The sequence below is a fragment of the candidate division WOR-3 bacterium genome (assembly GCA_026418155.1).
Taxonomy (GTDB): domain Bacteria; phylum Hydrothermota; class Tepidihabitantia; order Tepidihabitantales; family CAIPLT01; genus JAOABV01.
This window is the reverse complement of sequence record JAOABV010000021.1, coordinates 1-26,111: the sequence shown is the minus strand read 5'-3', so window position 1 is coordinate 26,111 and position 26,111 is coordinate 1. Positions and strand designations below refer to the sequence as shown.

Below are 26,111 nucleotides of genomic sequence, written 5' to 3'. Positions count from 1 at the left end.
GAATGTTTAAATACCTCTGTATCTTTTTTGTAATATTAAAATTTAATGTGAGCCCTGAACAAAAAATTTTTTTCCACGAGGATACAATATTCATTGAGTATTCTCGGTCTTTTGTAAGTTCAGAGCACATTTTCAGTGCTCTCATTTAATAAAATCTTGTCAAAATCTGTTCCCAATATTAGGGGTAAGTTTTTGTGCAAATTCTTTTTACTTCAAGTTCTGCTTCTCAAGGTTTATAGAACTGCATAGACTATCTGGTTGAGCGCTTATAATTAGTAGCGTCGAGAAATTTGTGTAGTTTTTCTATAAAGACTTTGCCTCCAATTGTTGGTCTTATTTGTTAAAAACCGCATACATTAATTATATTAATATTATATTATCTAATAACAACTCGCACAATTAGCAAAACGAATAATTTTGATTATTGACATTATTGATAAATATTATAAAATAGTTATATGCAAGAACGATTTACCGAACGAGTACGAAAGGTTATTGCTTTAGCAAGGCAGGAAGCAATTAGAATGCACAATGACTATATTGGCACAGAACATATTCTTTTAGGTCTTATAAAAGAAGGCGAAGGAGTTGCCGCAATGGTCCTTATCAATCTTGGAATTAATCTGGATGAGTTGCGTCGGGCAGTAGAAAATGCAATTAATTTTGGGTCAAAAACTATAGTTTTAGGTGAAATTCCCTTAAACCAAGAAGCGCGTTCAGCATTAAATTGGGCAGTGGATGAAGCGCGGCGAATGAATCATTCTTATATTGGCACAGAACATATTCTCTTGGGTTTAATCCGTGAAGAGAGGAGTATTGCCAGCCAAATATTGCAATCTTTAGGAGTTGATCTTGACATCGCCCGTCAAGAGACAATCAAACTTTTGGGAGGTGAATTAGGCGAACCTCAAAAGAAAACTAAAGGTAAAACTTCTGCCTTGGACTTTTTCTCACGAGATTTAACTCAATTAGCCCGCGAAGATAAACTTGACCCAATAATTGGTCGGGAAAAAGAGATCGAACGAGTAATTCAAATTCTTGCCCGTCGTAAAAAAAATAATCCGGTGTTAATTGGTGAAGCCGGCGTTGGTAAGACTGCGATAGTGGAAGGTTTAGCACAAAGAATTGTTGAAGGTAAAATTCCCGGTGTCCTTAAAAATAAACGGGTTTTGGCATTAGATATGGCCGCAATTGTTGCGGGCACAAAATATCGTGGTCAGTTTGAAGAAAGACTAAAAGCAGTAGTAAATGAGATCATTACTCAAGGTGATTGTGTTGTGTTTATTGATGAACTGCATACGATTGTTGGTGCTGGTGCGGCTGAAGGTTCAATCGATGCTTCTAATATCTTAAAACCTGCCTTAGCCCGTGGTGAGTTACAATGCATTGGAGCCACTACTTTTGAAGAGTATCGTCGTTATATTGAAAAGCATTCGGCTTTGGAAAGACGCTTCCAGCCAATTATTGTTGAAGCACCATCGGTTGAGGAGACGATAAAGATTTTAATGGGGCTTAAAGAAAAATACGAGTTGCATCATAAAGTTATTTATACAGATTCGGCCATAAAATCAGCAGTTCATTTAGCTGACCGCTATATCACCGACCGGTTTTTACCAGATAAAGCAATTGATGTTATGGACGAAGCCGGCTCGCGGGTTAAATTATTAAGGTCAACCGTCAATCCTGAATTAGAAGAACTGGAAAAGAAAATCGAAAAAATTCGTAAAAGTAAAGAAGATGCAATTAAACAACAAAAGTTTGAACGAGCCGCGGAGTTGCGTGATGAGCAAAAGAAGTTAATCGACCTTTTGAAAAAGAAACGCAAGGAATGGGAAAAAGAAGGTAATTTCCCAGTTGTTACTGAAGAAGATATTGCTTATGTTGTCGCTTCATGGTCATCAGTACCAATTACTAAATTAGAAGAAAATGAACAAAACCGCTTATTGAAAATGGAAGAAGAGATTGGTCAGCGAATTGTCGGTCAGGATATGGCGATTCAAGCCATTGCTAAGGCGATCAGACGCAGTCGGGCCGGGATTAAAGACCCAAGACGGCCAATCGGTTCTTTTATCTTTTTAGGACCAACTGGTGTAGGTAAGACGGAATTAGCTCGGGTCTTAGCAAAATTCTTATTCGGCAATGAAGATGCGCTAATCCGGTTGGATATGAGTGAGTATATGGAAAAATTCAATGTTTCACGATTAGTCGGAGCTCCACCAGGATATGTTGGATATGAAGAAGGCGGGCAACTTACAGAAAAAGTCCGGCGTAAACCATACTCGGTAATTCTGTTTGATGAAATTGAAAAAGCCCATCCCGATGTTTTCAATATTCTTTTGCAAATTCTTGAGGATGGTCAATTGACCGATTCTTTAGGCCGAAGAGTGAATTTTAAGAATGCAGTCATTATTATGACATCAAATATTGCTACGGCCGAAATTAAAAAATCAATGACGCTTGGTTTCCAATCACCATCAGTGGCGGAGTCTTACGAAAAGATAAAAGAGAAGTTACTCAACGAAGTAAAAAGAGTTTTTCGTCCGGAATTTCTAAACCGCGTTGATGAAATTATTGTTTTTAATCCACTGGATAGGGACCAAATGGAAAAGATTGTTGACATCCAAATGCGCGAAATTGCTGAGCGACTTAAAGATAAAAAACTCACTTTGCAATTACAAAAGAGTGCTAAAGATTTATTGGTTGAACAAGGATTTGACCCGGAATTTGGTGCTCGACCTATTAAACGAGCGATGCGGAGATTATTAGAAGACCCGCTATCTGAAGAAATTCTAAAGAATCGTTTTCCCGAAGGCACAACCATAAGAATCGAACGCGACGGCGACCGACTAATATTTACTGCCGAGGAGACCGCGGTTGAAAAATGCAGTTAAATTTTAGGTTATCTGAAGGTTTCAATAAAACCACAAAAGTCTGTAGAATTCAAACAGAAAATCAAAAAATAAAAACGAAACAATCATCAGTTGTTTTAGTCATTGCGACTCTTTTTAGTCTTATCTTTTGTATTTCAGAAATCATTGCCCGCGAAACATCGCCAATAATCATTGGTCTTAGTGCTCAAACCAAATTTACTGACTCAACATTAGTTATCAAAACTTCCGGTTTAAAGATAGGAAACCGTTTTGATAAACAGGAATTGGCTACAGCGATTCAACAGATATATCAATTAAAACTTTATGAAACGATTGAAGTTGATACGACTCGTATTGCTGATGGCGTAATTGTACGCTTTGTGGTTCAGGAATATCCAATTATTAAAGATTATAAGTTTTTCGGCAATAATAAGATTAAAACTAAAGACTTAAAAGAAAAAACTAATATAAAAATCGGCGAGGTTTTAACTAATCAAAAATTGTTTGACTGGCAAACCAAAATTCGGGATTTATATAAAGAAAAGGGATTTATTTTAACTAATATCAAGGTTGAAAGATCACTGCCGGATAGTAATAATCGGATAATAGTAAATTTCCAAATTGAGGAAGGTACAAGAGTCAGAATTAAACATATTGAGATTGAAGGAAATAATGCTATTGCTGATAGAACAATAAAACGAAAATTAGTCAACAAAGAAAAGAAGTGGTATCGAAAAGGACTTTTTAAAGAAGAGGAATTTAAAAATGATTTAGAACGAATCGTTAATTTTTACAAAGAAAAAGGATTTTTGGATGCCAAAGTTGAGGATTATGCATTAATACCTGAGGAGAATCAAGAATGGTTAAATATCAAGATTAAAGTCTCTGAAGGTAAACGATATTATGTTGGCGATATTATTTTTGAAGGTGACAGTGCAATTAGTGAGAGAGAATTAATTGCTGGGTTACGAATCAGACCAGGGCAAGTTTATAATTCAACTAAGATTAATCAAACGCTCACAGAATTATATAGTATTTATTCAGAAGAAGGATACATCTATTGCCAAATTGCTCCGATTGAACAGATTCAAGATGATACGGTCAACATTAAATACGCTATTACTGAGGGAAATCCAGCTCGAATCCGTTTAGTAATTATTGAAGGAAATGAACGAACCCAAGATAAAGTAATTCGACGCCAGATTAGCACATTACCTGGAACACTTTTCAAACGGTCAGAAGTCATCCGCAGTCAACGCGATATTTTTAATCTTGGGTTTTTTGAAGATGTCAAACTTGATTATCGCAGAACTGAAGAAGATAATGAAATTGATTTAATATATCAAGTAAAAGAAAAGAGTTCGTTTGGCACAATCGGTGCAGGTGTCTCTTATTCGGCAACGGATAAATTAACCGGCTATCTGGAATTAACCCAACCCAATCTTTTTGGTAAAGGTCAAAGATTAGCAATAAAGTTTGAAAAAGGCGGAAAGAAGACTAATGCAGAAATTGGATTCAACGAACCATATCTTTTCGATAAACCGGTATCTGCTGGATTCAATTTGTCTTATTTAACCCGTACTTATGATTATTATGAAAAACAGGAAAAAAGTATTGGATTTAACTTCTCCCGGCCTTTAATGCTTGATTATTCGCGTATTTATTGGGGAGTTGGTTTGAGTGACGCATATGTGCCACCTAAATCAATTCAACAAGGATATGCGCCAACAAGTTATAACAATGTTTATCGTGATACGATTCATCGAACAACATTTACACCAAGTGTCCAATTCATAAGAGATTCCCGAGATTATATTTATAATCCTTTGTCTGGGTCGATTTTGGCTTATTCTTTAGAATTATCTACTATTGATATCTATTTTCATCGACATATTTTCGATGCCAGTTTTTATTTTCCGATGCTTAAGAAATTCAGTTTGATGTTTCGTACGCGGTTTGCAGTGATTGAAGGATTTTCAAGAAATGATACCATACCGATTTATGAGAGGTTTTATCCTGGCGGAACCGGTGCGGATGGTATTAGAGGTTACCCAGACCGCTCTTTGGGTGTTAGTGAAGGTGGGTATAATATTGGTGGTAAGGCATTAGCGATTTATTCTTTAGAATATAAATTTCGACCGTCACCCCAATTGGCATTTTTAACATTTTTTGATGCGGGCAACACTTGGAATTCTTTTAAGGATTTTAATATATCCAATTTGAAACGAGGCGTTGGTGTTGGTGTTCGATTAGAAATTCCAATGTTAGGATTAATCGGATTTGATTTTGGGTATGGATTTGACCGGGATGGTAAAGGACGATGGGAACCACACTTTCAAATCGGTAGAACATTCTAAAGACTACCACTGAGTCACAAACAATCTTCAACTTATCACCTGGATTTTGATTCAGAATTTTTATGCCACACAGATTGCATAGATGACATCGGTCAATATAATAATTAACTGTTAAAAATTAGAGGATAGGTTAGAGATTATAAATGCCGAGGAGGGGATTTGAACCCCTACGGCTTTTCGCCACTAAGTCCTGAGCCTAGCGCGTCTGCCAATTCCGCCACCTCGGCATCTAAATTACAATACTTTTTAATTACTAATCTGTCAAGGGCGGATTTAAGGAGCGTGCTTGAAAATGCTCTGCACATAAACTTGCAAAAAATTGAGAATATACAGAATATCTATATATTGTGGCAACAAGTGATTTATTCAGAGAACTTATTTAATAATTCAGAGCAATCACAAAAATATCAAGACTTGAGGCAATTAGGCATTAGATTTTACGAGTTTATTTTTTTTCTTGACAAGTCTTTTATTTTTGGTAAATTATTTGTATATAAGAAATTTTATATTTGTTATCGCTTATGCATTATGTTAAACTTTAAAAATATCAGGAGGCATAAATGGTAAAAGAATTTATTGCCGGTGGAAGTATCATGTGGTTTCTACTTGCCTGCATCGTTTTGGGTTTGGCATTGCTTATCGAAAGAATATATACTATTTTCGTTAAGATGAGACTTAACTCAAAAGTATTTGTTGCCAAACTTATTGAAACGATTGAAAAGAATGGTATTAAAGCAGGTCATGAATTATGTGACAAGACAATGTCGCCTGTTGCTAAGGTTCTTAAGGCGGCTTTAGAAAAAGCAACAGCTGGTAGAGCCGAAATGGAAGATGCGGTATTAAGAGCCGGTACTTCAGAACTTGCCTTTTTAGACCGAGGTATGAGTTTATTAGGCGGTATTATCACTGTGGCCCCATTCTTTGGTTTTTTAGGAACGGTCACCGGAATGATTCGTGCTTTTGCCGCAGTTGCCGCTGTTGGCGAAGTTGAACCGACAGTTGTGGCTAGTGGTATATCAGAAGCTTTGATTACAACTAAATGGGGCTTAATTATAGCAGCACCTTTGTCTATTGTTTATATCTTGATTCAAAGCCGAATTAGTTCTTATACACGAGATATGGAAACTTCAGCAACGACATTAATCGACTATCTGGCAGAGAAATTTGTGTGCACGCCTAAATAAGATAACAAAATGGTGTGAGACATATGAAAGTTCGTGAACGAGAAACATATAGTCCGAAAATTCCAACTGCATCTTTGGGTGATATTGCATTTCTCATTATTATCTTTTTTATGACAACTTCAATTTTCAGTCGGGAGAAAGGACTAAAAATTGTTTTACCAGAAAAAGGGCAAGAGGTCAAGATTAAATCGGAAAATATCCTTACGATTTCAGTAAACCCAGCAGGTGAAGTTTTAATCCGAGATAAGATTGTCACGATTGCTGATATCAAAAATATTGTTAAATCGGAATTGGAGGCTAATCCGGAATTAGTGATTGCTTTGCGTGTTAGCCGCTCGGCTCCTTATAAGACGATGATTGATGTGTTTGATGAATTGAAATTGGCAAGAGCTGAAAAGATCAGTTTGATACCGGTAAAAGAAGAGGGATAATTTATCTCTTTAGTTTAATGAGTGAGGAATAATATATGAAACGACTCAAGGGATTTAAGAGAGTAGAGAATGAAATTCCAACCGCGTCAACAGCAGATGTCGCGTTTCTTCTAATTATCTTTTTTATGTTAACCACTGTGTTTAGAACTGAGTTTGGATTGAAGATTACTTTACCGAGTGCGGAAGCAACTGAACGGATAATGAAGCGAAGAAATGTTGCCCATGTATGGTTGGATAAAGCTGAGCGAATATCAATAAATGATAATCTTATGGATATTAATAGCATCGTTTCTGTTGTCAGAGATAAAGTTGCGGATAATCCAGATTTGATTATGGTAGTGCGGGCAGACAAAGAAATTCAATACGGTAAAGTTAATGATGTGCTTGAAGCCTTAAAAGAAGCCGGCGCATTAAAGATTACCTTTGCAACCGAATTCGAGAAAAAGTAGTTTAATTAAATTAGAAAACAGATGAATAGAATTATCTTTTTACGGAGATATTTATGAAAAGAGTGTTTGATTGGGACCAGTATTATGCGATATATCTAAGATATAGTTTTATTTTAGCCCTAATCATTACTAATATCTTATTTTTAGCATTACCGAGAGAATTCTTAAGTGGTGGGGTATACCGATTGCGTAAAGAGACCGCGACAATTGCTGAAGAACTGCCCCCGGAGTTAGAAAAAATTGCCGAGCCGCCGAAAATTGAACGGCCGAAACTGGCAGTAGCCGCCGAGACCCCTGAGGAAGTTGAAGCAACAACAATTGAAAAAACTGAATTTACTGAAATAACCAAAAAGGTTACTGAAGCTGACATACCGATTGTGCCCTATTGGGTTGTAGAAGTAAAACCTCAACCTCAATATATTCCTAAACCTCAATATCCGGAATTGGCAAGAGCCGCAGGTATTGAAGGACAAGTTGTGGTTAAAGCATTGGTCGATGTTGATGGTAAGATAATCGAAGTCGAAATCTTAAAATCTTCGGGCAACTCTTCATTAGATGCAGCGGCACTAGAAGCGGCGCGGCAGGCTACATTTACTCCAGCTAAGCAACGAGACCAATTCGTCCGAGTCTGGGTTTCGATACCATTCAAATTTACTCTAACAGGTACAAAATAACTGGCTAAAAATGAAAAAAAATATTAAAATCCATAAAGACGCCCTTAAATGGGTAGGACCATGTGGTCCAAGGAGGCACCATTTAAAAATATCTGACATATCTAATATCCTGTCTTTCTGTCATTTGTTCAGTGCATTTTCATATAAAGTGCGAAATTATAGAATGACAGGAAAACGGGTAAACTAAATATTAGGAGGCAGTTATGAAGAAATTAGTATTGTTGTTATTAGTAATATTTACATTAAGCGTAGCTATTGATCTCTCAAAAACCGATATCAAAAAATTCCGTGTGCAAGAAGGTGTTATTCCGAATAATAGTGCTGATGTATCTAATCAAAGATTACCTGCACTAAAAGTACTGCCTGAACTTACGACTCCTCCAGCAAGCGAGAACTTATTGGTAGGTAGACGCGAAGTTGTAGGTTATACTACTTACGATTGGCAGTTTAATGGACCGGTTTATACCTGGTGTCGAACTGACCCAATTGCTAATGGTATTCATATTGGCTGGATGGCAAGTGAACAAGCATCTGGTTATACTGACCGAAATGAAAAGTATAGTTTCTATAGTTTTGCATCAAGAACCTGGGAAGTGTTGGCTATGAATATATATTCTGCGAGAAGTGGTTTCGGCGGATTTGACTACAATCCAATTACTGGATGTTGGCATTGTGTAGCCCACCAATCAATTGGTGGTCGTCTCACACCAGTTGCAGGTAGAGATCAATCACCTGGCGGTGGTATTTTTGAAACCAGCACTGGACCAACTGGTTATTTATGGCCTCCTTGTGGAGTTACAAATAATCAGGCAATTCATGTTGCCTGTATAAAAGAAGACCCGGTTGGTGATTATGATGATACTTTGTGTTATACAAGAGTTCAGCCCTGGAACACCTGGTCCACACCAATTATTATTGTTGACCCAATGCCCCAACCTTATGGTCCTGCACATAACATTTTTGCTTCTAAAACTTCAAATAAAGTAATTATAACCTGGGAACAATGGGAACATCCAGGCGGCTTAGCAGCACCTGTTGATTCAGCATATTATAGGATATCAAATAATGGAGGGCTTACTTGGGAACCGCCGGTTTTAATGCCATTTCCGCCAGCATTTGCAGGTTATCCAGAAAATCCCAAGCCATCATACCACATTACTTCATTATTTCCGATGTTTGACAGCCAAGACAATTTACACATAATGGCAGCGGTTAATGCGGTATTTTATGACACATTGCCGCTTGTGCTACCGGCTGAAATTTGGCATTACTGCCCAACTAATAATCCTGCCTGGAGTCTTGTTCGCCGTGCAGACACTGACACACTAACTGCAGGTGGCGGTTCTAATTATATTTGGGCATGTCGTCCTTCGTTAGTCCAAGAACCTGGAACTAATAATTTCTATGCTTGTTGGGAAGAATTTGATTCTTTACCAAATGTTGACCCAACTTCTGGTTATAATCGAGCAGATGTTTATGTTGCAAAATCATTCAATGGTGGTCGAACTTGGGGTGCACCACTTCGATTAAATAATCGTGATGAAACTTCAAAAAGGTATCCTTGTATAGGTGGTGTAGTCAACGATACGGTCATTGTTGCCTATATGATTGATTCAATAGCTGGTTCGGTCGTACAAAATCAAGGCCGAGCATCTCGTAATCCGATTGTCTGTCATCGTGTCCATAAGAGCCAAATTCCCGACCCAGCACCTGGTATTGAAGATGCCTCAGCAATAAAATCCTATAATTTTAATCTGAGTCCAGCAATTCCTAACCCTTCTAATTCGGCGACAAAAATCACTTATTCTCTGCCAACAACAGCCAAGACTGACTTGGTTATTTATGATGTTTTAGGCAGAGTAATAAAGACTTTAGTTTCCGAAACAAAACCAGCCGGCGAATATTCTGTTTTATGGGATGGTAGAAACGATATGGGTAAAAAGGTAGAAGCCGGTATCTATTTCTACACACTTAAGACTCCGAAAAAATCTGTAACGAAAAAACTAATTCGAACTAATTAAAAAGATATATAAGGGGTGCGAGTTAAATTTCCGCTCGCACCCCTTATGCTTCCCCACATATTCTCCTTAAGAGGTTTTATGAGAAAAAAATATATTTTTTGTCAAATCTCCTCGTTATTTGTTGGTCTTTTTTTATTACTGATATTTTCTTGTGGCACAAAACCACCTCCTCCCTGGCCATGGTGGACAGAACAAGATTCTTTGGCAGTACTTGCTGAACTTACACTTTGGCGAGACTCAATTAATGGTTTCCATTTCTTGAAAAAAACATCAGGCGATACATTGATGAGAACTATAGATATTTCGATCCCACTGACAAGTGATGACTTTATCTCACGAACTGGTGATAGTATTGTGAAAATTGCACATTTAATATCTTGTTATGAAAAACTTGGTGATAGTTTGCATATTGATGAGATGATATTTGGTGTGAAAGTTGATACACTTCAAACTAAAGATACATTTTGCTTTGTTACTTATAAAGATTCAACCAGAAATTGTATCTCAGCTTTACGATTTGATAGTCTCTGGATTGTGAAATTCAGAATTGACACTATATTTACAAATGTGACACCTTGGGAAACTATTTGGGAATTGGATACATTTTATAAAAAAGGTTTTGCTTATCCCGAAGAAGAAGAAAAAGTCTATCATTTCACAACCGCAAGAAAATTAGAATTGAGAAAAGAAAAATTTCAAACCAGTTACAAGTTAAAATATCTAACAGGATTTGCTATGTATTTACCAAGTAGTGCTGAGGCACCAAAAGTAAAGTTTGTGACGTTCATTCGTCCAGAGCGTAGCGATACCTTCTATTCTTTTTCAAGCATTGGTCGCTATGGTGTTCTAAATCTTAAGTCAAAGGATTCAATCTTTACAATTCATAAAGACCAACAAATTAATGTTAAGATATTAGCCGATTCGACATCTGAAAAGAACTATTTCTTTATGAGTTATGGTTTACCTTATGTTACGACAAAATATAATATTACAAAATCTTTAGGAACCGGTCAAATGACCGTGACTTTTTCATCTGTTGGATTAAAACATCTATATTTTGAGGTCCTACCTAGTTCAAATCTATATTACCCATATTCCCAGTGGAAGTCGACTACTTGGGCAATACCGATTAGAGTGATACCATAAAGGAGGCGACAATGAAAACTAAAAGATTCAAAGATTTGACTTTCGATTTTGCCAAAATTAAAAATCAAAAATTAAAAACCAAAAATACCATTTGCTTTCCACTATTCGTTATTCGCTATTTAGCAGTGTGTATTTTGCTGGTTGCAGTAAGTGGTTTATTTGCTGCCGAGACTGGTCGAATTCGGGGTCGAGTTGTTGATATAGAAACAAAAACACCTTTAGCTGGTGTGAATATAATAGTTGAAGGAACGACACTTGGTGCCGCAACTGATGAGAAAGGCGAATACTTAATTACCAATGTTCCGGCTGGCACTCAGACATTAACTGCTTCTTATGTCGGCTATGAACCACAACGAATGAAAGATGTTTTAGTAATTATAGACCAAACAGTAACTGTAAATTTTGAATTAAAGAGCACAGTTATACCGGTTGGTGCAGTTGAAATCTCAGCGACTAGGCCATTATTGGTGAGAACACAGGCTTCAACTCAAAGAGTAATTACGACTGACCAGTTTGATAAATTACCGGTAGCGACACTGGGCGCAATCGTAAATTTATCACCTGGTGTGGTTACTAGTCCATCATTCGGAACTCATTTACGTGGCGGTAGACCGGATGAGATTGTCTATTTTGTTGATGGCATCTCAACCTCAGATCCACTTTATGGCTATTCGGCTGCGCGCGTCAATCCCCAGGCGACTGCTGAAGTTTTGGTAATTTCTGGTGGATTCGACGCGGAATACGGTGAAGCGATGTCAGGCATTGTGCAGGTCATCACTAAGGAAGGTGCTGATAAGATGCGAACACGTATAAAACATACTACGGATGCTTTTATGCCACATTCAGTAAATTTTGGTTATAATCGCAGCGAATTCTCAATCGGTGGACCAAGTCCAATTCCGAAACTGAGATATTTTGCCTCAGGCGAAGTATTCGTTGCTGAAGATTATGAACCACGAAAACATAAATTACCTCATCATAACCGGCAAGACTATAAAGTGACCGGAAAACTTACTTATTCAATACCATTAATGTCTGGATTAAAACTTACTGCGGATGGCTTTTTGTCTCGTGACCAATGGGAACTTTATCCGTATGAAAGAGAAGGGTCAAGTGGTGAAGACCATTTGAAATTTAAGTATCATCTTGACCACTTTATGTCTCGGCAAGAACGAGTGCGGAAAGCCGGTATAAGTGCTAATCACATGCTTTCGCCTTCAACTTTTTATACAGTGCGATATGGATATTTCTGGGATGAACGAGTTCAAGCAGTACGTGATTTAGAAAAAGAAGCAGAAATGGGATTAAAATTCGGCTGGCGATTTTGGCAAGATTATCAATTTAAGGCCTTAGATTCAGTTCGAGCAAGACCAACACTAATTGAATCGTTGTGGATGCCCTGGAGTAAATACGAGAAACAACGCGATGAAGTTATGAATAATCCATTTGGCGTATATCGTGGTTTTTACGGTGAAGGCGACTATCGGTTTTTTCTATTACATGGTTCCACTGTCCATACGCTTAAAGGCGATCTGACTCATAATATCGGAAAAATCCACGAAATTAAAACGGGTATTGAATTCCGGCAGAATTATTTATTCCGAAGGTATAATTCCTTACCATGGGACCCCAATCCATTTGTTGATTCCTATGACTATAATCCATTAAATCTTGCAATTTATTTACAGGACAGAATGGATTTTGAAGATTTAGTAGTTCGAATCGGAACACGAATGGACTACTTAGACCCGAAAGCATATAAACGAGCAAATCCATCCAATATTGAAGATACGACTTTAGTTCGTGCAATGACCAAATTAAAAATTTCGCCACGGGTAGGCATTTCTTTCCCTATTGGCGAAAGAGCAAAATTCAGATTTTCTTATGGTCATTTCTTTCAAACTCCAGCGTATCGTTATCTTTATGATAACATTACCTCAGCAGCGTATTCGCGAGGCAATATGATTATTGGTAATCCCGATTTATCAGCGCAAAAGACTGTTGCTTATGAAATTGGTACAGAAGTGTTATTCGCCAAAAATTTGGCATGTGATTTCACGGCTTATTATAAAGATATCTATGATTTGATTGGTGTCCGATATAATCCCGCAGGAAGACTTGGATTTTTCCCAATTGTTAATGAAGAATATGGCAATGTGCGAGGTTTTGAAATTGGTTTGATTAAGCAATTATCAAATTACTGGGATGCTCGAATTGGTTATGGACTATCTTTAGCAAAAGGAACTGCTTCCTATGGCTACGAATATTATTACGAACGATACGCCTATGGTGTTGACCCAGTGACTGGTCAAGAAATGGAACCGCCGAAAAGAGACTATCCTTTAGATTTTGATGAGCGACATACTGCAAAGATTGATTTGGGTGTAGACTTTCCTTATGATTTTGTCTTTATTCCATTACGAAATTTAAAGGCGACCGCGTTATTGAGTTATGGTTCAGGTTTACCATATACGCCCCGGGAATTAAGTGATAGATTAAATTCTGGGCGACGCACGGCAGAAAAAAATTCCGCTAGAATGCCAGCACGGTTTACAACCGATTGCAAAATTTCCAAAGGATTCACAATCTCGAAAATTAAACTGAATATAGTATGCGATATTTACAATCTATTCAATAACAAAAATGTTGAATGGGTTTATGGATATACTGGTAAACCTGATGACGATGGGTTTGCCAATACATTTTCACCGTCACAATGGGCTAATGAAGCGGATATAACAATAAATTCTCGGCTTTATCATCCAGCACGAGATATAAATTCTGATGGTATCATCAGTGATACTGAAGAATACATTGCTTATAAAACTGCACGCAAAGACCGAAATAATAATCCAATGAACTTTGGTCCGCCGAGACAAATTCGCATCGGCATTGACATTGAATTTTAGGAGGCAATGATGAAAACTAAAAACCAAAAATTAGAAACCCAAAATCGTAAACATGTGCCACTATCCGCAGTTTGCTTTTTTGCACTATTTTATATGCTGTTGTCTATTTGCTCTCTATTTGCTCGGACAGCGACGAACTCCCATCAGCGAAAACGAAAAGAAGATTTTATGTGGTATCGGAAAAATCAATGGGCATTAACTATTACTAATTATGGAACCTTTGGATATGGTAAAGGTTCGCCTGGCGGTGAATGGCCTCGTGGTTCCGGTAATATGTATATTTACGGTGCTGGGATTTGGATTGGTGTTAGACCTTCAAGAAGCGAAACTCTGGTTACTTGTGGCTATAATCCAAGTTCGGGTAAGAGTGAATTTACTACCGGTTGCTGGGAAAATGCGCCTGGGGGATACGAAGGTCGTGAATTTGAAAGAATCTATGTCTATCCGGAAGATTGGCCACCAAATCCGAATGATTTTCCTGCCAGTATGCGTGATTCGTTTCCGACTTATTTGAGAATTCCTTTAAGTGCAACAGATACAGTAAAAGGATTTTTTTATCCGATTCCTCGGACATCAATTTCAACTGCGGACGCTTGGTGTGTATTTAATGACCGCGACCGAACTCAACATGTAACACCGGCTAAACCTTGTAGTGTAGAAGTTTATCAGACAACCTATTCTTGGAATTTACCGAAAAATCGGGATATTGTATTTTTCACACTAACAGTAAAAAATGTGTCTAAGACTATTTTGAAAAATGTGTATCTGGGAATGGTTTGTGATGCCGACATTGGTAACTCAACCGATGATATGTGCGGGTTAATATTACGAAAGTATATTAAAAATCGACCAGGGAATGATTCAGTTTTCGTAGATAATGTCGGTTATGTGTACGATTACGACTTTAATGAAAACTGGTCAACACCACCCGGCTATGTCGGTTTTGACTTTTTACAGAGTCCTTATGCATTCACTGATGGCATTGATAATAATCACAATGGTGTCATTGATGAAGGACCTGATGGTATTGACGGTCTAATTGTTGGCAACGAAACAATTATTAAGCCTAATGGTATTATTGACGAACCTTCGGAATTAGAACAGTTGGGAATGGTTTCGTATAAGATGTTTACTTTGCAAGCTGGTGACCCGCGTAATGATTATGAACAGTATTTAGCAATGGCTGGTTATAATTATTGGCAAGTATCACCAGAATATGCTCCATTTGATTCGATTGATTTAAGTCCAGCAGATAAACGATTTTTACAATCTACCGGACCTTTTGATTTACCACCAGACTCATTGGCAACAGTAACAATTGCTGTGATGGCGGCACCTTCAAATCCAATTTCCGGTGTTGGTGATTTGTATCCATTAGCAGTAGCGTCTTCAGCCGCACAACTTGCTTATGATAACAATTGGATTTCTCCGGACCCGCCACAGTCACCTCATTTAACCTTATTGCCTGGAGAAGGGAAAATCACATTAATCTGGGATGATTATCCAGAAAAAATTAAGGACCGCTATTACCCCTACTCCCGTGCCTTACTTGATTTGCATTATCGTGAATATGATTTTCAAGGCTATAAAGTTTGGCGAAGCCAAACTGGTAATGTCGGTGATTGGACCTTATTAGACCAATTCGACAAGATTGACGGTATTGTATTTGAAGATACGACTGCAGATGAGTCGATTAGAACAAAGGCTACCGATAAAGGATTAAAGTATGCTTATATTGATAGTATTAATATTCGGTTAGGATTTCCTTATTATTATGCGGTAACATCTTTCGATTTGAATACAATGGGAGCAGCACCAGATACTAATTGGTTAAGTTTGGAATCCGGCATAGAACCTAAAGTTGCAGTTGCTCGAACAAAGCCAACCAACTATACTTCAGCACAATTTGAGATAAACAAACTTCGCGGTGATGAGCATTTGGACTTAAAACTTGAGCCCCAGGCATTAGTAAACTATGCAATAAAATCTGAAAAATACTTGCTGAAATTTCTCGCTCCATCACCGGTGGGAAAAATCGACACTCAAATTCCGCTATATCGGTTTTATATTCAAAATCAAAATGGTGATACCATAGTGCCGATTCAAAGTTTTGTTCTTGATATTAGACATAAAACTGAACCAAAGAATTTTCACCCTACAATTTTTGATTCCTCAGTAATTATTAATGTAAAGCAAACTACGGATAATTCGAGACGGCTTGATACGACCAAGGCGTATATGCCAATTATTGACTTAATGTTTACTCTTAGTATGGATTCAGTTCCCTTCCAATTTTTCGACCGTATAGATGTAAAAAGACAAAATTATCCTAAAGATTCCTTACAACTTCCTACCGGATTAATTCATAATAAAGTTCTCTGGGCATATCGAGGTTCAGATTTTCGGATTGTATTTAAGGAAAAATATCCCGGTGGACCAATTACTGCAGAAGTATTTGATTTGAGTCTTAATCTTCCTGTTCCCTATCGTCGTATGACAAAGACTGTGATTAATACACCAGATGCGGATTCTGCAGATGGTTGGAGTTTTGCAGGATTAACAGCAGCGGAAGTTCTTGGCTCAGATACTATAGTACCTAACAAAACGCGGTATTTGTTACTTTGCGGCGGACAGATAAATCTTAATGCTGGATATCCAATTAGTTCTCGTTTAATGCCCTTACCCGGAGATACTTGGATAGTATATTCAAGAAGAATTAAAGCCTCTCCGGCATATTCAGAGTTTGAAATTGCTTCTTTTCCAATGGTACTATCTGATTCAATCCATAAACTGAATGTCAAAGTTGTGCCTAATCCTTATTTGGTGCGTAATGAATGGGAACGACACCCAGATTATCGGAAAATAAAATTTATTAACCTTCCTGACGAATGCACAATTCGGATTTATAATTTTGCGGGCGATTTAATCAAAACCATAAAACATTCAGCAACCAAAACTCAAGCCTCAGGTAATGTTCCTTTACAAGCCGGTGGTGATGAAGATTGGGATTTACTATCTGAATCTGGACAAAAACCAGCGCCTGGGATTTATCTCTTTCACATTGAATCTAAAATCGGTAATCAGATTGGTAAATTTGTCATTATCTATTAAGGAGACGACAATGATGACTGTAAGATTCAAAGATTCAAAGATTAGAAAATTGATGTTTTATTTTGTAATTTGTGCACTTCTTATCTGCTCATCGACTACTTACGGTGTATTTACTAAACTGGGAATGGCGGGAATGCCATTCTTAAAACTCGGCATCGGCAGAGCATCCGGAATGGGCGATGCTTTTGTTGCGATTGCGGATGACGCTTCAGCAACTTATTGGAATCCGGCAGGTTTAGCCTTGCTAAAAAATCGTGAAATCCTAATAAATCATATCGATTGGATTTTGGAAACCCGTCACGAATACTTAGCTGGTGTTTTCCCCACGAAACTCGGTATTCTCGGAGTTTCTATAACTAGTGTTAATCTTGGAGATTTTGAAGAGACAACAATTGATAAATATCAGGGAACAGGTAGAATATTTAGTGCGAGTGATTTAGCCGCCGGTATTTCTTTTGCTCGAATGTTTACTGACCGATTTGCTTTTGGAACTTCAGTAAAATTTATTCAAGAACGCGTTTGGGAACTTTCCGCATCAACTGTTGCATTTGATTTCGGAACTTATTATAATACCGGTTGGCGGAATTTGCGCTTAGCAATGGCAATTGCTAATTTTGGACCAGATACTCGTTTTTCCGGTAGACAATTAGATTTTACAGTTAAGACTCGAGAAGATTGGACATGGCCATGGACCTGGCAACCAATTCCAGCATCTTATATGACAGAAAAGTTTCCTATGCCCATCATATTTAGATTTGGCATCGCTAATGATTTTACTCTTACCGGTAAAGATAAACTTACTTTCGCTTGTGACCTTAACCATTTTAATGATGTTAATGAGAAAATAAATTTCGGTGTTGAATATTCAATTATGAATATTTCTATACGCGGGGGCTATATTCTAAATACTGATAGTCAATATGCCGAAGACATTCTATGGCGAACCGGCATTTCTTTTGGGGCGGGAATTGTTGTCAAGCCGGTTAACTATTTATCTTTTCGGGTTGATTACGGGTATCGCGATGTCGGCCGGTTAGGAATTTCCCATCGTATCGGGCTGAGCGTGAATTATTAATTTATAAAAGGGGTGCGACTTTGTCGAAAGTCGCACCCCTCAACAAAACTTCAATAATTTTCCTCTAAAATGAAGACCTCACTTATCAAAAATGCTCGTCAGATTTTAACTTTATCGGGACAGGAATTAGGAATAATTAATAATGGGTCAATTGTAATTAAAGATGGTAAAATAGCAGAAATAATACAAAGTTCAAAACTGAATCAAATTTTTGGAAAAAATCAAAAGCCAAAAGTAATTGATGCTAAAAGATGTGTTGTTATGCCAGGTTTTGTTGATTGTCATACGCACCTGGTCTTTGCCGGTTCAAGAGAAAATGAATTTGTGATGCGGCTGGAAGGGAAATCGTATAAGGAAATTCTTAGTGCTGGAGGTGGAATACTGCAAACCGTTAAACACACACAAATGGCATCGGAAAAGGAATTGATAAGTTTAGCACAAAAAAGAATCGATGAACTCATTAAATGGGGAACAACCACAGTCGAAATCAAATCTGGTTATGGTTTGAATACAGAACATGAGTTAAAGATTTTAAGGGTGATAAAGAAATTACAAAAGAAAAATCAAAACCGGATTACAATTGTGCCAACATTTTTGGGAGCACATGCCGTTCCTTTAGGCATAGAAAAGTCAGATTATATCAAAACTGTCATTAACGAGATGATACCAAAGGTAGCGAAACAGAAACTAAGTGATTTTTGTGATGTTTTCTGTGAGAATTTTGTTTTTAACGCCAAAGAGAGTTTAAGAATCCTTAGTGTTGCGAAAAAATTCGGATTAACTCCTAAAATTCATGCCGATGAGATTGAAAGTAGCGGAGGTTCTGAAGTTGCTGGAAAAATTGGTGCTATCTCAGCAGAACATCTCCTTTATCCTTCAAAAAATGGTTTGAAAAAAATGAAAGAGCAAGATGTTACGGCAGTGCTTTTACCAGGGACATCACTATTCTTAAAATCAAAAGTAATTCCGCCCATTGAAGAAATGAGAAGGCTCGGGTTATCGATTGCTTTGGGTTCAGATTATAATCCTGGCACTTGTATGATTTATCAGATGCCGATTATTATTGCTTTGGGATGTTTGTTGTACGGTTTAACTTTAACTGAAGCCATTAGAGGCGCAACAATTAATAGTGCTAAAGCATTGGGATTAGATAAAAGTATTGGTTCAATTGAAGTTGGAAAAGAGGCGGATATAATCATATTGGATGTACCAGATTATAAACATATTCCATATCAATTTGGCAAGAATCTCATAAAAATTGTAATGAAAAGGGGAGTTGTGATTTACAAAAGTTAATAAAAATAATCAGGCAGGTCTAATTATTATAATTGGTGTGCAAGCATCACCTTGACCGGCCGGATTATCATCTAAGGCGATTTCAATCAATTTCTTATTAGCATCTTTTGAAGAGCCAACTACCCAACAGCCAGAAACATCGTTAACATCAACAATTGCAACCGGTAATTTAATTTTGTCAGCAATTTTTTGAGCAACTTTTTCTGGGTCTTTTGGGCCCATAATGACACATTCATAAAATTGTTTTATCCCAGCAGTGTGTGGCGCATCAATCATTGCCGCCTGTTTGCCGGCAATCCGATAAAAATCACCTCTACGCCCTAAAAGTTTTGTTATCGCACTAATAAATGCCGCAAGAAGGATTCTCAGAGTGCCGGTTTCTCTTATCGCACATTCCATACTATAAGGATTACGCAAACCTATGCCATAAGGAACTTTTCGGACAAATCGCCAGAGAAGTTTTGCCAGCAATCGGGGTTTGATTTTGTTAGTTGGAATTGCTCTTCCTTGACTAATAGCAACGACACTTTCACTAATTGTGATAATGTCGCCTGATTGACGAATTGCTGATGTGTAGTTGTCGATGACCGTCTCAATATTATCCTGTTCCGTTATAATATGAGTCTTTACAGGTATTATGGTGTATTTTTTACCATTAAATTCAATAATCTTATTTTTCTCTTGCACAATAAAATAATATCTACATTTATAAATAAGTCAACTATTATAAATATATATAAATCAACTATCCACAAGACGATTCCGTATCTTTTGACATAAAAGTAACGGTTATTAACAAAAGAAAAGTTCAAAAATCAAAACCCGCATTTTAATAGGCTCTAAGTGAATATTGTCGCGCATAGCGTATGCCAAATTATCTCTTTTCAAACTTAAAAATATGAAATTCCTCGGAGTCGCGATATTGATACTTGGTTTTGCTTTCGCGTTTTCGAGAAAATCTGTTTTGAGGGAGAACTCTAAAAAGCCAAGTTTTGCCGCTTAATATACTGAGCTCTTATTTTACTGTGTTTTCAATTTGTTCAGTTGCACTTTTTCAGAACACTCCTGAGAATGCCATTGACAAGTATTAGAAAATAAATTACATTAATTAAGTAGTGGTGGTAAGTATTCAATACTAATGAATCTTACCAGAGGACATTATGTGTAAAATAATTTTCGTAGGTATATGTGGAGTAGTATTAACGATTACTTTAACAATCAGCAATCCGATTCCGGTTCATAATGGGTATGCGTTTTTTGATGGCGTAAATTTTGAGATGCCAAAACGACCTGACGAGCCAAGATTTCCTGTGCCTTCATTAAGAATAAGTGCTTTAGGTGATGATTTTTTAGGCATCATCTCAGACATGGAAACAGATATTTTAATAAATCCGTCTTTACTTCCTTTGTTAAAATCTAATTATCTTAATTTTACCTATTATAAAAATTTGCCTTCACTGACCATTCTTTTTCCTAAGACTTTTATCTCAAGTCTTGCGGTTGGTTTTCATAATCAATTGAATTATTCGGGAACCGGATATTATCATAAATATTATTACGATGACTACCTTAATTCACCATCGTATTTAGGATATAGTTTGAATATAAGATAATGCCGACATTGATAATGCGTGCAGGGTTGAATCCAAAGTTGTTATACGAAAGAAGTGGATTAAGGACTGAATGGAGAACTTTTCCTGATATTATTAATAAACGAATAGACTTAAATTACTCTTTTGGTTTGGGCTTTAATTTTAACAGAAAACTATTCCTTGATATTTATAATTCCTGGAACCTTGCATATTTACGAGATTGGATAGTGCAGATTAAATATCGGTTCTAAATAGGGTTAAAATATGGGTTAAACATATCATAAACCTAAGATCTTAATCAGTCAACCAATGAGACTATCTTAATAGCCGGTCTGCTTGACTCAGTAGGCAGAAGTCTATGCGACCTCATCTGTTATCCTGTTGATAATCTACCAGTTAAAGAGTTTGATAACCGGAAGGGCAATCTAAAATTCTATAGATTTGATAACCGGATAGGTAAGCCAGTGGGTTGCCGAGAGGTATGCCCCTCGGCTTGCCCCCTGGCTTGCCGACCGGCTTACTTATGAGGTGACCGAAGATCCCAGGGAAGCCCGTGGTTATAGAGAAGATATAATTGAGTCGGTTACAGAAATTGTTTATCAATATAAATTGCGGGCCTGAAAATTAAAAACGGGAAGATAAGAGTATGTTTATCTTTAATCTATCAGATTTTCCGCAAATATTGATAATATCTCTAAACTTCACCAAAATCGTATCATTATTTTTCGGATATTCAGTACTCTTCGGATCTGCTTTATTTTTAAGTCGTATCTTTACTCTTGACAAATTCTTATAAATATGTTAATATTTAATAGTAGTGAAACCACAGGTTAGACGGATTAGAACCAAGATCTTATACAATCTTAATAATCCGTGGCGGCAAAAGTATGAAAATAGGTATAGCTCAAATTAATTCCGTTGTCGGAGATATATCAGGCAATACTGAGAAGATTATCGATTATATTCGTCGCGCAAAAGCAAAAAAGGTTGATTTAATTATATTTCCCGAACTGGCAATTTGTGGTTATCCCCCAAAGGATTTATTGCTAAAAAAAGATTTTATTAAAGAGATTATGAAAAATGTTAGGTTAATTGCTAAGAATTCTAAGAGAATTGCGGTAATCTTAGGCACAGTTTTGCCAAGCAAAAAGATTATAAGACCAATAAGTTTTGATGTATCAATGACCGCACATTTCCCTGGATATACCCTATATAATGTTGGACTAATTATAAATAATGGTAGAATTATCGGACATCAGGCGAAAACTTATTTGCCCAATTACGATATTTTTGATGAAAAGAGATATTTTGCGCCGGCCAAGGAATATAATATTTTTAAGATTAACAAACAAAAGATAGGTATAACCATCTGTGAGGATATTTGGGGAGATGACGAACCAATAAAGAATTTAATTGCCAAAGGAGCCGACTTAATGGTTAATATTTCCGCCTCGCCATTTTATATTGGTAAATATAAATTAAGAACTACACTTGTCAAAAACCGAGCACGGAAATATCGTTTGCCCTTTGTCTATGCCAACTTAGTTGGCGGACAAGATGATTTGGTTTTTGATGGCGGTTCTTTTGTTTATAGCGAGACAGGAAGACTGATTGGCAGAGCAAAAAGATTTGAAGAAGATTTTATCATAGTCGATTTGGACAAGAAAGTATCGAGGATGGAGATAAAAGAATCAGAAGTTGCTGAAGTCTATTCTGCCCTTGTCTTAGGATTGAGAGATTATGTTAACAAGAATGGTTTTGATAAGGTGATTTTAGGCCTTTCCGGTGGCATTGATTCCGCCCTGGTCGCCTGTTTAGCCGTTTCCGCCTTAGGTCGTAATCGGGTTGTTGCAGTAATTATGCCCGGACCGTTTTCTTCAATATCATCCAAAATTGATGCAACTCTTTTGGCACATAATTTAGGAATTCAGCCTTTAAGAATACCTATTGATGAAATTTATGAAGTTTATCTAAAAACATTATCAGAACAATTTAAGGGATTACCTTTTAATGCCACAGAAGAAAATATTCAAGCCCGCATTAGAGGTAATATTCTGATGGCGCTTTCAAATAAATTTGGCTATTTGGTATTAAGTACTGGTAATAAATCAGAACTGGCAGTAGGTTATTCCACTTTATATGGTGATATGGCGGGCGGATTAGCAGTAATCTCAGATGTTCCCAAGACCTTAGTTTATAAATTGTGCCGTTTTATTAATGCCCAAGCAAAAACTTCGTTAATTCCCAAAAATATTTTTGAAAAAGCGCCGTCCGCAGAATTGCGACCAAACCAAAAAGACCAAGACGATTTGCCGCCCTATGAAATCTTAGATAAAATCCTTTATTACTATATTGAAGAAAATTTAAGTAAAGACGAAATCATCAAAAAAGGATTTGATAAGAAAATTGTTGCCGAGATTATTCGGCGAGTCGACCATAATGAATACAAGCGACACCAAGCACCATTAGGTATCAAGATTACGCCTAAAGCATTCGGTTTTGGCCGGAGAATGCCCATTACTAATGCGTTTAATACCTAAATGTTTTAACCGCACTCACAAGATTAAAAGAATAATTTAATCTTTTAATAATAGTGGATGTCTATGCTTTAGACAATTTGGATGTGATCGAATATTATTATAAAGCAATCAGTAGTTCTGTCTTAACCACTTTACGGCCTTAAATAAATCTTGAGCAGTTCCAATCGAATGTTCGCCTGGAGTTACTGCTATAGTATCTTTAATGCCATGCTCTTGAAATTTTTGGTGCATCAGAATATTGGCGTTGAGATTCCAATCTTTTTCTCTTGATATGAGGAAAATCAAATTATTTTTTAATCTGTCCCAAGGAGCGAATAATAAAACTTGAGCGTGGGCGCATTCAGTTATAACACCTCGGAACATTGTCGGATGAAGAAACATTTCTAATAATGCTTGGACACCTTGACCAGAAAATCCATAAATAAATACTTTAGTGGTATCAATAGGATAATTTCTAATTGCTTTTTGATAAGTTCTGACAATATCTTTGTCATTGAGCAAAACATCACGGTGATTACGGCTTTTGTGACAAGAAAATAGCACCCAACCTAAACTATCACCAATGAATTTGATGGAATCTAAATCTGATTTGACAGCACCAGTGCAACTTAAGTATAATAAGGCAGGAACCTTTTTATTAGTATTGATAATTTTCTGGGGAAGATAAAAACAGTCAGTATCAGCATCACAATGGATGTTCTTTGCCCAAAGAATAGTCGAGAGGACAAGTAATAACAAGAGATATTTCATTAGATAAATTGTATTTAGATTTATTTAATAATCAAGATGTTTGAATAGTAAATATTAATGAAGTCTCAGAAGATTTATTTAATAATCAAGAAGTTTTGATAGTATATATTAATGAAGTTTCAGAAGATTTATTTAATAATCAAGGTGTTTTGATAGTATATATTAATGAGGTTTCAGAAGATTTATTTAATAATCAAGGTGTTTTGATAGTATATATTAATGAGGTTTCAGAAGATTTATCTAATAATCAAAGTGTTTTGATAGTAGATATTAATGAGACCTCTGAAAAAGTCCTTGAAACCATTGATAATAAAGAAAATTGCAAGAAAGATTCGGAATATTAAAAAGAAGAATGTTTATCTTTATTTTAACAGAATTTACACAAATATTGACGGTATTTCAATGATTTTGATACTTTCAGTAACAAAATTGACTTTCGCTGAACTCTCATTAAGGAAAAATTGATTGTTTAGGCGAGCACAAAACTCTTATCATAAGGTAAAGAAGTTTTACTTATTTTATTGGTTAAAAAGATTTTGACAAAAATTTTTTGGCTAATTTGTATGCGACTTTGTGTCTCGAGAAGGAAATAAGCACCATCTGACATTTGCGTAATCGTTACTATGATACTCTTAATAAAGAACTAAGATGCGGCTAGCCAAGACTAAATTCTCAGCAGAAGACTTTATAATAAATTTGGAGAAAACGAACGAAATCTATGATGTTAGCTTATAATAGCCCACAAATTAATTTCATGGTGTATCTCTTATTAGATTTTGTTCTCCAATTTCAGGAATATTTAGTGACTTTTTTGAGAGCATAGGTTATATTATTCTCTGATTTAGAAATATTTGTTCGATTGTTTTGGAATTTAGGTTATATTACCTTCTGATTTAGTAAGATTTTGTGATTTGTTTTTTGGGAGGTTAGGTTATTATTCTATGATTCAGTAACATTTGCTAACTCGGTTTGGAATATAGGTCCAAATTTATAGTCTTTATCAATTTGAACAACATTATTCTGACAACATAAAGAATAATGACAGCAAGTATATCTTTATTGGGCAAATTGGTTAATTAGTAAATTATAGAAAGAATAATAATAGCAATTTATCTTTATTGGATTGGTTAATAAATTTAGGATTTTGGGTGGTAATCAGCATCCGGCTAATTAATCACTGAAATTAATTATGGTTCTTGCGATCTTGGAGCCACAGTTAGGTATTACAAGTTTTTGGCTTACTTCTTGTAATTGATTTTTAATGTCTTTCAAAAGCCTCCCATTATTAATGTGATATGTAATACTATCGTATAAAATATTAAATTTTGGTTGGGCAAATTCTGGGACGATTTTTTTATTTGCAATTATGTTTGTCAGAGTAAAATAAGGTGTTTTTAATATTTTTTTTGCTATTAAATGGGTAATAGGGGAGAGTTGATAAAATGATATGAAAGGAGTGTTGAGAATTGTCGATTCAATGCTGGCAGTGCCACTACAAAGCACGATAAGTTTGGAATGCGCCATCAGTTCGTATTTGTATTGTGTTCCAATATGGATTTTAGGCAGATGTGCATTGTTTTTATCTGTTAATATAATATATTCAAATTTTTTAGGATATTCTTTTTGTAAATGATGGATAATTCTTAAGATTAATAGTAAATTACGGTTTACTTCGGATGGACGGGAACCTGGCATAAAGCTTAGCC

General features: G+C 36.3%; 18 protein-coding genes and 1 tRNA gene. 15 read left to right on the top strand and 4 right to left on the bottom strand.

Going from position 1 to position 26,111, the window contains the following annotated elements; all coding sequences use genetic code 11:
• The first annotated feature begins 458 nt into the window (after positions 1–458).
• Together N2201_04015 and bamA are read left to right on the top strand one after the other, a co-directional pair.
• Positions 459–2,891 (top strand): ATP-dependent Clp protease ATP-binding subunit, encoded by a 2,433-nt coding sequence (locus tag N2201_04015; GenBank protein ID MCX7785378.1) that lies wholly within the window; start codon positions 459–461, stop codon positions 2,889–2,891.
• Positions 2,882–5,227 carry an outer membrane protein assembly factor BamA gene (bamA, locus tag N2201_04010; GenBank protein ID MCX7785377.1) on the top strand — a complete coding sequence of 782 codons (2,346 nt, stop codon included), beginning with the start codon at positions 2,882–2,884 and terminating at the stop codon, positions 5,225–5,227. Before N2201_04015 ends, bamA begins: the two co-directional genes overlap by 10 nt.
• Positions 5,228–5,371: 144 nt before the next feature.
• Here bamA and N2201_04005 read toward each other — a convergent pair.
• Positions 5,372–5,454, bottom strand: a tRNA-Leu gene (locus tag N2201_04005).
• 333 nt (positions 5,455–5,787) lie between these two features.
• On the opposite strand from N2201_04005, the gene N2201_04000 reads away from it, so the two are divergent.
• The 10 genes from N2201_04000 to hutI all read left to right on the top strand — a co-directional run bounded on the left by N2201_04000 (position 5,788) and on the right by hutI (position 19,523).
• Positions 5,788–6,411, top strand: a complete 624-nt coding sequence (locus tag N2201_04000; protein MCX7785376.1) for a MotA/TolQ/ExbB proton channel family protein — start codon at positions 5,788–5,790, stop codon at positions 6,409–6,411.
• Positions 6,412–6,434: 23 nt separating this feature from the next.
• Positions 6,435–6,842, top strand: coding sequence for a biopolymer transporter ExbD (locus N2201_03995; GenBank protein ID MCX7785375.1), 408 nt, complete (start codon positions 6,435–6,437; stop codon positions 6,840–6,842).
• Between the two features lie 35 nt (positions 6,843–6,877).
• Positions 6,878–7,291 carry a biopolymer transporter ExbD gene (locus tag N2201_03990; protein MCX7785374.1) on the top strand — a complete coding sequence of 138 codons (414 nt, stop codon included), beginning with the start codon at positions 6,878–6,880 and terminating at the stop codon, positions 7,289–7,291.
• Positions 7,292–7,344: 53 nt separating this feature from the next.
• Positions 7,345–7,965 carry a TonB family protein gene (locus N2201_03985; protein ID MCX7785373.1) on the top strand — a complete coding sequence of 207 codons (621 nt, stop codon included), beginning with the start codon at positions 7,345–7,347 and terminating at the stop codon, positions 7,963–7,965.
• A 203-nt stretch (positions 7,966–8,168) separates the two neighbouring features.
• Entirely contained in the window at positions 8,169–9,986 is a 1,818-nt protein-coding gene (locus tag N2201_03980; GenBank protein MCX7785372.1) for a T9SS type A sorting domain-containing protein, read from the top strand.
• Between the two features lie 78 nt (positions 9,987–10,064).
• Positions 10,065–11,132, top strand: coding sequence for a hypothetical protein (locus tag N2201_03975; protein MCX7785371.1), 1,068 nt, complete (start codon positions 10,065–10,067; stop codon positions 11,130–11,132).
• 11 nt (positions 11,133–11,143) lie between these two features.
• Positions 11,144–14,041, top strand: a complete 2,898-nt coding sequence (locus N2201_03970) for a TonB-dependent receptor (protein MCX7785370.1) — start codon at positions 11,144–11,146, stop codon at positions 14,039–14,041.
• Between the two features lie 6 nt (positions 14,042–14,047).
• A complete protein-coding gene (locus N2201_03965; GenBank protein MCX7785369.1) occupies positions 14,048–17,152 on the top strand; it encodes a hypothetical protein in 3,105 nt (1,034 codons plus the stop codon).
• A 10-nt stretch (positions 17,153–17,162) separates the two neighbouring features.
• Positions 17,163–18,227 (top strand): PorV/PorQ family protein, encoded by a 1,065-nt coding sequence (locus tag N2201_03960; protein MCX7785368.1) that lies wholly within the window; start codon positions 17,163–17,165, stop codon positions 18,225–18,227.
• Between the two features lie 69 nt (positions 18,228–18,296).
• Positions 18,297–19,523 carry an imidazolonepropionase gene (gene hutI, locus N2201_03955; protein ID MCX7785367.1) on the top strand — a complete coding sequence of 409 codons (1,227 nt, stop codon included), beginning with the start codon at positions 18,297–18,299 and terminating at the stop codon, positions 19,521–19,523.
• A gap of 9 nt (positions 19,524–19,532) precedes the next feature.
• Here hutI and N2201_03950 read toward each other — a convergent pair whose 3' ends face one another.
• Positions 19,533–20,210 (bottom strand): coenzyme F420-0:L-glutamate ligase, encoded by a 678-nt coding sequence (locus N2201_03950; protein MCX7785366.1) that lies wholly within the window; start codon positions 20,208–20,210, stop codon positions 19,533–19,535.
• Between the two features lie 473 nt (positions 20,211–20,683).
• Between N2201_03950 and N2201_03945 the strand changes: the two genes are divergently transcribed.
• Together N2201_03945 and N2201_03940 are read left to right on the top strand one after the other, a co-directional pair.
• A complete protein-coding gene (locus N2201_03945; protein ID MCX7785365.1) occupies positions 20,684–21,136 on the top strand; it encodes a hypothetical protein in 453 nt (150 codons plus the stop codon).
• A gap of 866 nt (positions 21,137–22,002) precedes the next feature.
• Positions 22,003–23,655: an NAD+ synthase gene (locus N2201_03940; GenBank protein ID MCX7785364.1), complete on the top strand. Its 1,653-nt coding sequence runs from the start codon at positions 22,003–22,005 to the stop codon at positions 23,653–23,655.
• A gap of 108 nt (positions 23,656–23,763) precedes the next feature.
• Here the strand turns inward: N2201_03940 and N2201_03935 are convergent, their stop codons facing one another.
• Positions 23,764–24,405 carry a hypothetical protein gene (locus N2201_03935; protein MCX7785363.1) on the bottom strand — a complete coding sequence of 214 codons (642 nt, stop codon included), beginning with the start codon at positions 24,403–24,405 and terminating at the stop codon, positions 23,764–23,766.
• A 95-nt stretch (positions 24,406–24,500) separates the two neighbouring features.
• Between N2201_03935 and N2201_03930 the strand changes: the two genes are divergently transcribed.
• The gene (locus N2201_03930; protein ID MCX7785362.1) at positions 24,501–24,749 is read left to right on the top strand and encodes a hypothetical protein; all 249 of its coding nucleotides are present in this window, start codon (positions 24,501–24,503) and stop codon (positions 24,747–24,749) included.
• Between the two features lie 826 nt (positions 24,750–25,575).
• Here N2201_03930 and N2201_03925 read toward each other — a convergent pair.
• Positions 25,576–26,111: hypothetical protein (locus N2201_03925; GenBank protein MCX7785361.1), on the bottom strand; the 536-nt coding region annotated here is incomplete at its 5' end.